Below are 12,332 nucleotides of genomic sequence, written 5' to 3' on the forward strand. Positions count from 1 at the left end.
CCCACGTGAAGTTCACCGACGGCTACTGGCTGCTCCGCGAAGGTGTCACCGCGGCCCACCCGGTCGAGGTGCTCGACGTCACCGCGACGGACGGCGCACTGGAGATCCACGCGCCGACCAAGCCCATCCGGCACCGCGGCGACCTGCTGAAGGGACCGGTCGTGACGATCAGCGCCCACACGCCGATGCCCGACGTCATCGGCCTCACCTTCACCCACTTCGAGGGCGAGCAGCCGCGAGGCCCTCAATTCGACCTCACCAAGGAGGAGACCGCCGCCCACATGGAGTACGACGAGGAGAACGCGACCCTGACCTCCGGCGCGCTGTCGGTCCGGGTGGCCCGCACCGGCCCCTGGCACGTCGACTTCCTCGCCCACGGCCGCACCCTCACCTCCAGCGGCCCCAAGGGCATGGGCATCATGCGGGACGGGGAAGGCTCGCACTACCTGCGGGAACAGCTGAACCTCAAGGTCGGCACCTCCGTCTACGGCCTCGGCGAACGCTTCGGTCCGCTCGTCAAGAACGGCCAGGTCGTCGACATCTGGAACGCCGACGGCGGCACGGCCACCGAACAGGCCTACAAGAACGCCCCGTTCTATCTGACGGACGCCGGCTACGGCGTCTTCGTCGACCACCCGGGCAAGGTCTCCTTCGAGGTGGGCTCGGAGACGGTGTCGAGGGTCCAGTTCAGCGCGGAGACCCAGCAGTTGACGTACTACGTCATCTACGGCCCCTCCCCCAAGGACATCCTCCGCAAGTACACGGCCCTCACCGGCCGCCCGGCCCTCCCGCCCGCCTGGTCGTTCGGGCTGTGGCTGTCGACGTCCTTCACGACCTCGTACGACGAGGAGACGGTGACGTCGTTCATCGAGGGCATGCGGGAGCGCGAACTCCCGCTCTCCGTCTTCCACTTCGACTGCTTCTGGATGCGCGAATTCAACTGGTGCGACTTCCAGTGGGATCCGCGGGTCTTCCCTGATCCGCAGGGCATGCTGTCCCGGCTGCACGCGAGAGGCCTGCGCGTCAGCGTCTGGATCAACCCGTACATCGCCCAGCGCTCCCCGCTGTTCGCGGAGGGCAAGGCGCTCGGGCATCTGCTGAAGCGGCCGGACGGCAGCGTGTGGCAGTGGGACCTGTGGCAGCCCGGCATGGCCCTGGTCGACTTCACCTCCTCCGCCGCCCGCGACTGGTACGCGGCCAAGCTGGAGGCCCTGCTCGCGCAGGGCGTCGACTGCTTCAAGACGGACTTCGGCGAGCGGGTGCCGGTGGACGTGGCCTGGTCCGACGGCTCCGACCCGGAGCGGATGCACAACTACTACACGTACCTCTACAACCGCACGGTCTTCGACGTCCTGCGCAAGCACCGGGGCGAGGAGGAGGCGGTCGTCTTCGCCCGGTCGGCGACGGCGGGCAGCCAGAAGTTCCCCGTGCACTGGGGCGGCGACTGCGAGGCGACGTACGAGTCGATGGCCGAGTCGTTGCGGGGTGGCCTGTCCCTCGGGCTCTCCGGCTTCGGGTTCTGGAGCCATGACATCGGCGGCTTCGAGGGCACGCCGACGCCTTCGCTGTTCAAGCGGTGGCTGGCGTTCGGGCTGCTGTCCTCGCACAGCCGGCTGCACGGCAGCTCGTCCTACCGGGTTCCGTGGCTGTTCGACGAGGAGTCGGTGGACGTGCTGCGGCACTTCACCCGGCTGAAGCTCAGCCTGATGCCGTACTTGTACGAGGCCGCCCGCACCGCACAGGCCGAGGGGACGCCGGTCATGCGGGCCATGGTGCTGGAGTTCCCGGACGATCCCGGGTGTGCGCATCTGGAGCGGCAGTACATGCTCGGGGCGGATCTGCTGGTGGCGCCGGTCTTCGACGATGAGGGGTATGTGACATATTACTGTCCCGAGGGCACCTGGACCCACTTCGTCAGCGGCCAGACGGTCACCGGCCCGCGCTGGGTGCGCGAGAAGCACGGCTTCCTGAGCGTGCCGCTGCTGGTCAGGCCCGGTGCGGTGATCCCGGTCGGCGCGGTGGACGACCGGCCCGACTACGACCACGCCGACGGGGTGACGCTACGGGCGTACGGGCTGGAGCGGGGCGCCCAAGTGACGGTGCGGGTCGGGGAGGTGGCCTTCACCGTCGTACGCGAAGGGGACACACTGCGGGCCTCGTGCAGTGACCCGTCGGCGCCGTGGGGGCTGGCCGCGGGCGAGCGGGTGGTGCGGGCGCCGGCCGGGACCGGGTTCCTGACGGTGGAGCTGGGCTGATGGTGAAGATCACTGATGTGGCCCGGCACGCCGGGGTCTCCCCCAGCACCGTCTCCTACGCGCTCAGCGGCAAGCGCCCGATCTCCGAGGAGACCCGGCAGCGCGTCGAGGCGTCCATCCGCGAACTGGGCTACCGGCCGCACGCGGGCGCCCGAGCACTGGCCAGCAGTCGCTCGAACGTGCTGGCGCTTGTGGTGCCCTTACGGGCCGGCATCCACGTCCCGGTCGTCATGCAGTTCGCGGTGTCGGTGGTGACGACGGCACGGCGGTACGACCATGATGTGCTGCTGCTCACGCAGGAGGAGGGCGAAGAGGGGCTCAGAAGGGTCGCCGACACGGCGCTCGTCGACGCGCTCGTGGTCATGGACGTCCAGCTCGACGACCCCCGGCTGCCGCTGCTGCGCTCACTGGACCGGCCGTCGGTGATGATCGGGTTCCCGGCCTCCTCGGAGGGCCTGACCTGCATCGACCTCGACTTCAAGGCCGCCGGCGAGGCATGCGTGGAGCATCTGGCGCGGCTCGGACACCGGGTGGTGGCGCTGATCGGGTCGCCGCCGGAGGTGTACGTCCGCCAGACCGCGTTCGCCCAGCGCGTGGTCCAGGGCTTCACCGCCGCCGCCGACCGGGGCCGGCTCTCCTCCTCGGTCCACCCGTGCGAGGCCACGCCCGCAGCCGCCCGGGCGGTCGCCGAGCAACTGCTGCGGGAGCAGCCCGCGTTGACCGGTGTCGTCGTCCACAACGAGGCCATCCTGGAGCCGCTGATCGACGCCTTCGGCCGACTCGGCCTACGCGTCCCCGCCGACCTGTCCGTCACCGCCATCTGCCCCGACGAACTCGCCGACTCCCTCCGCATCCCGGTCACCTCGGTCGCCCTGCCCTCCGCCGAAGTGGGCGCACGGGCCGTGGAGCTCCTGATGAACAAGCTCGGCGGCAAGACAGTGCCCGAGGCCACGCTGCTGCCGCCCCGAATGACGGAACGCGCGAGCACGGCGCCGCGGAACGCGCCCTGAACCCCGTATGTGCAAGGCCCTACATGAAGGAGCCGTGGCATGAGAGGCAAGAGAAGACGCAGAACCACGCTCGTGGTGGCGCTGGCCCTGGTCGCAGGGCTCGGCGCCACCGTCCCCGCCCACGCCGAAGACCCTGCCCACCCCTTCCGCAACCCGTCCCTCCCCGTCGAGAAGCGCGTCGACGACCTGCTCGGCCGACTCACCCTGGCGGAGAAGATCTCCCTCCTCCACCAGTACCAGCCCGCCATCCCCCGCCTCGGCATCCAGCCCTTCCGCACCGGCGCCGAGGCGCTGCACGGCGTCGCCTGGCTCGGTGAGACCACCGTCTTCCCGCAGGCCATCGGGCTGGCCTCGACCTGGGACCCGGCGCTGATGGAGCAGGTCGGCTCGGCGGTCGGCGACGAGGCGCGCGGCTTCCAGCAGGAACGCCCCGCCGGCTGGGGCCTCAACCTCTGGGCACCCGTGGTCAACCTCCTCCGCGACCCGCGCTGGGGCCGCAACGAGGAGGGCTACAGCGAGGACCCCGAGCTGACGGGTGCCCTGTCGACGGCGTACGGCACGGGCCTGACGGGCGGCGATCCCGACCACCTCAAGACGGCGCCGACGCTCAAGCACTACCTCGCGAACAACAACGAATGGAACCGCACCACCACCTCCTCCGACCTGCGCCCGCGCGTCGCGAAGGAATACGACGAGGCCGCCTTCAAACCGGCGATCGAGGCGAACGCGGCAACAGGCGTGATGTCCTCGTACAACCTGGTCAACGGCCGCCCGGCCACGGTGAATCCGGACCTGAACGACGTCGTACGGAAGTGGACCTCGTACGACCTCCTGAACGTCACCGACGCCTTCGCGCCCGGCAACGTCCCCGGCTCCCAGAAGTACTACCCGACCCTCGCCGAGGGCGACGCGGCGGCTCTCAAGGCCGGCAACGACAGCTTCACGGACAACGACACGAACTCGGGGGTGACGATCGCGGCGATCAACTCGGCTTTGGAGCAGGGCCTGTTGGAGGAGTCGGACGTCGACGAGGCCGCCTCCCACATCCTGTCCGTGCGGGTCCGGCTCGGCGAGTTCGACCCGGGCGGCGGCAAGTACGGCTCGATCGACAAGTCCGTCATCAACAGCCCGGCGCACCAGAAGCTGGCGCGCAAGGCGGCGACCGAGGGCGCGGTGCTGCTGAAGAATGACGCGGCTCTGCCTCTGAAGAAGTCCGAGAAGGACGTCGCCGTCGTCGGCCCGCTCGCCGACACCCTCTACACGGACTGGTATTCCGGCACCCTTCCCTATGCGGTCACGCCCGCCGACGGCATCGCCGCGAAGCTTTCCACCGAGGTGGCCAGCAGCGAGGGCGTCGACCGGATCGCGCTGAAGAACGCGGCGACGGGGAAGTACATCACCGCGGGCACGGACGCGGACGGCGAGCCGCTGAAGGAGACCGAAGCCTCGGGTACGGCCGGACAGTTCGACGTCTTCGACTGGGGCGGCGGCGTGGTGACCCTGCGCTCCGCGGCCAACGGCAGGTACGTCGGCTACAACTGGGCGAACTTCGTCAACGACCAGGCGCAGCCGAACGGTTGGTACGTGCAGCAGCAGTTCAAGATGGAGGAGCAGCCGGACGGCACGTACCTGCTCCGCTACGCGGGCTACGAGACCGAGGAGTCCTGGTGGACCAACCCGGTCTACCTCGGCCCGACCGGCGAGGACGGCACGCTGGGCCTGGTGGCGAAGGACGCCGCCGCGCACTACACGAAGGACGTCGTCCGCAGCGGCGTCGACGAGGCCGTGGCCGCCGTGAAGGGCAAGGACACGGCGGTGGTGGTGATCGGCTCCAACCCGTCGATCAACGGCCGCGAGGCCCACGACCGCACCGACATGGGCCTCGCCCCGGCACAGGAAGCCCTGGTCAGGGCAGTCCATAAGGCCAACCCGAACACGGTCGTGGTCGTCGAGAACAGCTACCCGACCACCCTCGGCGCCCTCCAGCGGGAGGTCCCGGCCGTCCTGTGGACGTCCCACGCGGGCCAGGAGACCGGCAACGCGCTCGCCGACCTCCTGTACGGCGACGCGAACCCGTCGGGCCGCCTCACCCAGACCTGGTACCGCTCCGAGGCGGACCTCCCCTCGATCCTCGACTACGACATCATCAAGTCCGACCGCACCTACCAGTACTTCAAGGGCCAGGCCCTCTATCCCTTCGGCCACGGCCTCTCCTACACGAACTTCCGCTACGGCGCCCTGAAGCAGACCGACGGCGGCTATGCGCTGACCGTCACCAACACCGGCCGCCGCACCGGTGACGAGGTCGTCCAGCTCTACGTCCACCAGCGCGTCTCCCGCGACAAGCAGCCGCTGAAGCAGCTGGAGGCGTTCCAGCGGGTGTCGCTGAAGCCCGGCGAGACGAAGACGGTCAAGCTGAAGGTGACGCCCAAGGACCTCGCACACTGGGACGTCACCCGCTCCAAGTGGGTGGTGGAGAAGGGCACATACGACGTGCTGGCCGGCGCCTCCTCCGCCGACATCCGCGCCCGTACCACTGCGCAGGTGGCCGGGGAGACCATCCCGGCGCGCGATCTGTCCCGTACGACCCGTGCCGAGAACTTCGACGACTACGACGGCACGCGTCTCGTCGACGAGTCGAAGGCGCGCGGCACGGCGGTGGGCGCGGCGGCCGACCGGGCGTGGCTGAAGTTCGGGGACGCCCAACTGAGGTCGGGCGCCAACAAGTTCACCGCACGCGTGTCGGGCGCGGCAGGCACGGTCGAGGTCAGGCTCGGCTCCCCGACCGGCACACTCGTCGGTACGGCGGTGACGGACGGGACGCCTTCGCCGTACGACTACGAGACGGTGACCGCCGATCTCTCGCGCGCGGCGAAGGGCCGTACGGACGTGTATCTCGTGCTGAAGGGAGAGGGCCTGCGCCTGGCGACGTTCAGTCTGCGCTGACGGGCACCTGGCGCAGGCCCACCCTCAGCAGTGGGCGGGCTTGCGCCACGCGCACTCCAGGTCGGTGCCGCGGGCCGTCTTCGGCTGGACCGCCGTCGCGGCCTCTTCCGTCGACTTCGCGAGCGTGACCACGATGGCGTCCTCCAACGGCTTCACGGAGGACGCCAGATAGTTGTTGAGGACGATGCTGAAGACCAGCTCGCGTCCCCCGGCGTCCGTGACATACCCGGACAGGGCCGAGGCTCCCGTCAACGACCCCGTCTTGGCCCGGGCGTTGAGCGCGCCGGCCGTTCCGCACATCCGGGAGCGCAGGGTGCCGCCGACGAACCGGTCGGGGTCGCAGGCGACCGGCAGCGAGCGCAGCCAGTCGGCGTACCAGGGCTCGGCACGTACGGCGAGAAGGAGCTCGGCGAGCTGAGCCGCGGGGAAGTTGTCCATCCGCGACAGCCCCGATCCGTCGACCTGGCGGACCTTGCCGGTGTCGACACCGATGCCCTTGAGATACCCGCTGACGGCGGCGAGCCCGGCACTCCAGCTCCCCTGCTGCGACACCTCGTACCCCATGGCCTTGGTGAGGATCTCGGCGTGCATGTTGTTGGAGAGCTTCATGAACGGGATGAGCAGGTCCTTGAGGGCCATGGAGTCGTGTGCGGCCAACTTGCTTGCGGATGCGGGCGTTTGACGCCCCAGCCGAGTGGGCCCGGCGACCTTGACGCCATGGTCCGCGAGCGCGTCCCGGAAGACGGCGGCGGCGTATCCGGTGGGCTCCCACACGGTGACCCACTCCTTGGCACCGGCGCCGCCCACGGGTGTCGTGCCGCTGACGACGATGTCGTTGGTGCCGTGCTCCCGCTCGACGGTCAGGTCGTTCGGGCCCCCGGCGGCGACGGTGGTGGCACGCACGTCGATGTCGACATAGTCCGTGTCGGGCGTGACGGCGACGACGGGCTCGTCCCCCGCCTTCGCGCCCGGCTGCACCGTCACGATCACGCTCCCGGTGTCGTAGTCGGTGTCCGGCGCCACGCTCAGCGCGCTGATCTGCGCGGAGTAGTACGAGGACTCGTCGTCGGCGGCCCAGGAACGCCCGAGCCGCTGGGCGTCGAACCGGGTGTCGTCGGCGATCAGCCGCCCGTCGACGCGGGTGACACCGGCCGCGGCGACCTGGGCGGCGAGCCGGTCGTAGTCGGCGGCGAGCAGGGTCGGGTCGCCGGTGCCGCGCAGATACAGATCGCCGCGGAGCACGGACCCGGACCGCCGTCCGGCCGCCAGGACATCCGTGGTGAACCGGTGGTCGGGGCCGAGGATCTCCATCGCGGCGGCCGAGGTGGGCAGCTTGGTGTTGGAGGCCGGCATCAGCCGGGTGCTGGGCAGATGCTGGTACAGCAGCTCACCGCTCGCGGCATCGGCGACCACGACGCTCGCCACGCCGCCCTCCATCCGGGCGTCGCCCAGGATGGTGTCGACGGCCTCCGGCAGACCGGTGCGGTCGGAATCCGCACCGGCCTGCGCGCCGGGCCCCAGGACGGCGGCGAGCGCCGCCACCAGGGCCCAGATCCATACGCTTCTACGGGAGTTGAGACGTCTCCCGGACCATCTCACGGGTGTGCTCATGCCAAGGGAGCATCCCTGATACCGGAGCCGGGCAACAGACCGCCTCAGCCACCGAGCCCCCAGGCCCGCCCCATCCGGTACGCGGCGCACAGGTCGACGTCGAGGATGTACGCCCCGGCGGTCCCGCACTGCTCGGCCCCGCTGCCGGGGTCGACGGGCTGTCCGTGGCCCATGCCGGTGATGCTGTAGGTCTCGACGGCGGTGTTCCCGCCCGAGTCCCGGAAGACCTGGTGCGGATATCCGGCGACGGTGTCGCTGACGTCGGCGGACTGGTCGGTCCCGTGGACGTCGGTCCACTGCTTCACCAGGTCGGTCATGTTGACGGGCTTCACGGTGTAGTCGGCCGTGCCCTGGAAGGCGACCAGGGTGGGCCAGGGCCCCGTGTACCCGGGGCGGGCGGCGCGTACGCGGTCGCCCCACTGGCTCGGGGTCTGGGTGGCGCCGACGTACATGCAGACGTACGGCGACCCGGCGGCCTGCGCGCAGCCGTACGGCAGCCCGGCGACGATCCCGCCCGCCGCGAACTTCTCCGGGTACGCCGCCATCATCACGGCGGTCATCGCGCCCCCGGCGGAGAGCCCGGTGACATACACCCGCGAGCCGTCCCCACCGGCGTCGGCGAGTTGCCGGTCGACCATCTGCGCGACGGACGCGGCCTCGCCCTGACCGCGCGCCATGTCGCCGCTCTGGAACCAGTTGAAGCAGGACGAGGCGTTGTTCGCGCTCTGCTGCTGCGGCAGCACCACCGAGAAGCCCCACCGATCGGCGAGCTGCGTCCACCCGCTGCCGGTGCCGTACCCGGACGCGTTCTGCGTACACCCGTGCATCGCGACGACGACCGGCCGCCCCGCGGGCAGCCCGTCAGGGACGTACCGGAACATCCTCAGCGCACCCGGGTTCGACCCGAACCCGGTGACCTCCTGGAGGGAGGCGGCAGCGGCTCTGCCCGGAGTCAGAAACCCGGCGAGAAGGGCGACCAGCAGGGTCGCCAGGACAGTGATACGACGTGCGGCTCTGGTCTGTGTCATGCAGCGGGACAGTAGAACCGCGAACCACCGGCCGATATGTCGCCGGACAACACAACGAGGGCCCGGCGTCATGTGCCGCCGGGCCTCGAGAAGGGGGGTGCGGGTGGCGAAGCCCCCGCTCGCGCGGCGAAGCCGCGCAATAACGACGAAGGCGACGCGGCCCGCGCTGTCCGCGGGCACACGTCGCCTTCGCCTTCGTGGAGATGGCGGGAATCGAACCCGCGTCCAACGGTGCAGAATCAGGGCTTCTCCGTGTGCAGTTCGCTGCGATTTTCTCGGCCCCGGCGATCACGCGAACAAGTCGCCGACGGGCCCAGTCACTGTTTGATTTCCCATCGAACCCCGTGACCGGGCTCGATGGTTTAGTTCCCTAGATTATGCCAGGATCCGGGCCGGGAACACTCCCGGGCTGACACCCTTTATGGGCCTTCACTCACTGCTTATTAGGCAGCGAGGGCGAAGGCGCGGGAATCGCTCTTGGTATTGGCGATTATTGGTTGCGACATATGGTTTACGAGATCATTGCCGCTTCCTCGACACGCTTCCCCTGCTTCGACAGCCGCTGTCGAAACCGATCATCCCCATGTTGATTTTTCAAAGTGCGGCAACCTTCACCGCGCGCACCGGTCACCCGGTGTTGGTGCCATCGTACGTGACCAACGCACCCGCGTGCCACCGTATTCCCGCCCGTCAGGCGCTCCGCTGCCGCCGCTTCGCCGCCGCGATCGCCCGGTCCGACTCCCGCCGGTCCTGCTTCTCCCGCAGGGTCTGGCGCTTGTCGTACTCCTTCTTGCCTCGCGCGAGAGCGATCTCGGCCTTCGCCCGGCCGTCCTTGAAGTACAGGGCGAGGGGCACGATGGTGTGACCCGTCTCCTGGGCCTTCGCCTCCAGCTTGTCGATCTCCTCGCGGTGCAGGAGGAGCTTGCGCTTGCGGCGCGCGGAGTGGTTGGTCCAGCTGCCCTGGTGGTACTCGGGGATATGGGCGTTGTGCAGCCACGCCTCGCCCTGGTCGATCTGGACGAAGCCGTCGGTCAGCGACGTCCGTCCCTCACGCAGCGACTTGACCTCGGTCCCCATGAGGACGAGACCGGCCTCAAAGGTGTCGATGATCGCGTAGTCGTGGCGGGCCTTCTTGTTCTGGGCGACGATCTTGCGCTTGCCGCCCTTCTCGCCGTCCCTGGCCTTCGCGGCGGCAGCGCCGCCCTGCTTGGGCTGGGACTCCTTGGGTACGTACATTCCCTTGCTCATAGTGCTGGCCATTTTCGCACTACAGGGGGGTCCGAGGGAAAGGCGATTACGAAGCGTCCCCGAGCCCGCTCAACACCGTCTCCGCCTGCTTCAGCGCCCCGGCGTCGGCCTCGAGGTCGGGCGTGAGGCCCTTGCCGTCGACGCCGCGGCCGGACGGCGTGCGGTAGTGCCCGACGGTCAGCTCGGCGACGGAGCCGTCGGGCAGCCGGGTCGGCATCTGCACGGACCCCTTGCCGAAGGTGCGGGAGCCCACGACGACCGCGCGACCGCGGTCCTGCAGGGCGCCGGTGAGCAGCTCGGCCGCGCTCATCGTGCCGCCGTCGACGAGCGCGACCAGGGGTCTGGTGGTGTCGCCGCCGGCCTCGGCGTGCAGGGCGTGCTGGGCGCCGTCGACGTCGTACGTGGCGACGAGGCCGCCGTCGAGGAAGGCGGAGGCGGCGGTGACGGCCTCGGTGACCAGTCCGCCGGAGTTGCCGCGCAGGTCGAGGACGATCCCGGCGCCGGCGGGGGCCCGCCGCACGGCGTCGCGGACCACGTCGCCCGAGCCCTTGGTGAACGCGTCGATGGTGATGACGGTGACCCGGCCGGCGAGATTCCGGACGGTGACCGAGTCCGTGGACAGACGGGCCCGGCGCAGCGTGAGGCTCCACGCGTGCGTGCCGCGTTCCAGGCCGAGCCGGACGGTCGTACCGGCGGCGGCGTCGGTCGCGTCACCGCGCAGTAAGGAGACGACCTCGGTGACGGGCCGCCCCTCGACGCGCGCGCCGTCGACGCTGCGCAGCCGGTCGCCGGCGCGGATCCCGGCGGTGGCCGCGGGCGACCCGGCGCTCACCTTGGTCACCTCGATACGGCCGTCCCGCTCGCCGCGCGTCCACAGCCCGACGCCGGTGTACTCGCCGTCGAGTGACTCCTCGAAGTCCTCGTACTCGCCCTGGGAGTAGACGGCGTCCCAGCGGTCGCCGCTGCGGCTCACCGCGCGTTCGGCGGCCTCCATCGGGGACTTGCCGACGGCCATCGCCTCGGCGGCGGCCTCGGTGACCTCCCCGGGCCGGGCGGCGGAGGCGGTCGAACGGGGCGTGCCCGGCGTGGTCTTCCGGTCGGGTCCGGGCAGGGAGCCGGTCGCGGCACCGGCGACGAGCACACTCGCGAACACCAATGTCAGGGCGGCCCCGCGGCCGAAGCGGCGGGGCTGACAGAACAGGTCACGGCCTGACATGCCGGTGAGTCTAGGACAACGCGAAGGGCCGCACGGCCGGTTGACCGTACGGCCCCCTTGGCGTGCGTCACACCTTCAGGTACTTGCGCAGCGCGAAGAACGCGGCCAACGCGGGCATCAGCAGGCTTGTCGCGAGGATGAGCGGAAGCTTCGTCAGGACGGCGTCCCAGCCGATGAAGTTGATCAGATTCAGCTTCTCGGACAGGGCGAGACCGTGGTCGATGATGAAGTACCGCGCGACCACCAGGAACCCGCACGCGACCCCACCACCGATCAGCCCGGCGACGGCGGCCTCCATGATGAACGGCGCCTGGATGTAGAAGCCGGAGGCGCCGACCAGCCGCATGATGCCGGTCTCGCGGCGCCGGCTGAACGCCGAGACGCGCACGGTGTTGACGATCAGCATCAGCGCGACGACCAGCATCAGCGCCATCACGGCCCGCGCCGCCCAGTTCATGCCGTTCAGCAGCCCGAAGAGGTTGTCCAGGATCCCCTTCTGGTCCTGCACCGACTGCACGCCGTCCCGCCCGTCGAAGGCGGTCGCGATGACCTGGTACTTCTCCGGATCCTTCAGCTTGATCCGGTACGACTCCTGCATCTGGTCCGGCGTGAGCGAGCTGGCCAGCGGGGAGTCGCCGAACTGCTCCTTGTAGTGCTTGTACGCCGCGTCCTGCGACTCGTAGGTGACCGTGTCGACCACGGACATCTTCTTCAGGTCGCCGAGGATCTGGCCCTTCTGGTCCTTGGTGACCGCGCCCTTGGCGCAGTTGGGGTCGGACTCGGCGTCGCTCTTGTTGCAGAGGAAGACCGAGACGTTGACCTTGTCGTACCAGTAGCCCTTCATCGTGTTGACCTGATCGCTCATCAGCAGCGACCCGCCGAACAGGGCGAGGGACAGGGCGACGGAGACGATGACAGCGAAGGTCATCGTCAGATTGCGGCGGAGACCGACACCGATCTCGGACAGAACGAACTGGGCGCGCATGGCGTCTCTTTCAGGCCTTTCCGTGGACGGGGA

The 12,332-nt window shown here is 69.7% G+C and carries 8 protein-coding genes and 1 other RNA gene; 3 read left to right on the forward strand and 6 right to left on the reverse strand.

Features of this window, described 5'->3' with window-relative positions; translation table 11 throughout:
- The first annotated feature begins 5 nt into the window (after positions 1-5).
- Genes yicI through ACTWQO_RS20385 form a run of 3 tightly spaced genes read left to right on the forward strand, consistent with a single transcriptional unit; the run spans position 6 to position 6,211 of the window.
- Complete coding sequence (yicI, locus tag ACTWQO_RS20375; RefSeq protein WP_443238738.1) at positions 6-2,255, forward strand: alpha-xylosidase; 2,250 nt, start codon at positions 6-8, stop codon at positions 2,253-2,255.
- A complete protein-coding gene (locus ACTWQO_RS20380) occupies positions 2,255-3,265 on the forward strand; it encodes a LacI family DNA-binding transcriptional regulator (RefSeq protein WP_443238739.1) in 1,011 nt (336 codons plus the stop codon). The genes yicI and ACTWQO_RS20380 overlap by 1 nt, the downstream gene beginning before the upstream one ends.
- A 39-nt stretch (positions 3,266-3,304) precedes the next feature.
- Positions 3,305-6,211, forward strand: coding sequence for a glycoside hydrolase family 3 C-terminal domain-containing protein (locus ACTWQO_RS20385; RefSeq protein ID WP_443238740.1), 2,907 nt, complete (start codon positions 3,305-3,307; stop codon positions 6,209-6,211).
- Positions 6,212-6,235: 24 nt separating this feature from the next.
- On the opposite strand, the gene dacB is transcribed toward ACTWQO_RS20385, so the two are convergent.
- The 6 genes from dacB to ftsX all read right to left on the reverse strand — a co-directional run bounded on the left by dacB (position 6,236) and on the right by ftsX (position 12,299).
- Positions 6,236-7,822, reverse strand: coding sequence for a D-alanyl-D-alanine carboxypeptidase/D-alanyl-D-alanine endopeptidase (gene dacB, locus ACTWQO_RS20390; RefSeq protein WP_443238741.1), 1,587 nt, complete (start codon positions 7,820-7,822; stop codon positions 6,236-6,238).
- A 44-nt stretch (positions 7,823-7,866) separates the two neighbouring features.
- A complete protein-coding gene (locus tag ACTWQO_RS20395; protein WP_443238742.1) occupies positions 7,867-8,850 on the reverse strand; it encodes an extracellular catalytic domain type 1 short-chain-length polyhydroxyalkanoate depolymerase in 984 nt (327 codons plus the stop codon).
- Between the two features lie 195 nt (positions 8,851-9,045).
- Positions 9,046-9,433, reverse strand: a transfer-messenger RNA (tmRNA) gene (gene ssrA, locus ACTWQO_RS20400).
- Positions 9,434-9,540: 107 nt separating this feature from the next.
- Positions 9,541-10,086: an SsrA-binding protein SmpB gene (smpB, locus tag ACTWQO_RS20405; protein ID WP_443238764.1), complete on the reverse strand. Its 546-nt coding sequence runs from the start codon at positions 10,084-10,086 to the stop codon at positions 9,541-9,543.
- A gap of 58 nt (positions 10,087-10,144) precedes the next feature.
- Positions 10,145-11,314 (reverse strand): S41 family peptidase, encoded by a 1,170-nt coding sequence (locus tag ACTWQO_RS20410; protein WP_443238743.1) that lies wholly within the window; start codon positions 11,312-11,314, stop codon positions 10,145-10,147.
- 67 nt (positions 11,315-11,381) lie between these two features.
- Positions 11,382-12,299: a permease-like cell division protein FtsX gene (gene ftsX / locus ACTWQO_RS20415; RefSeq protein WP_443238744.1), complete on the reverse strand. Its 918-nt coding sequence runs from the start codon at positions 12,297-12,299 to the stop codon at positions 11,382-11,384.
- Between the last annotated feature and the right edge of the window lie 33 nt (positions 12,300-12,332).

It is taken from the genome of Streptomyces sp. 4N124 (assembly GCF_052245395.1).
Lineage (GTDB): Bacteria > Actinomycetota > Actinomycetes > Streptomycetales > Streptomycetaceae > Streptomyces.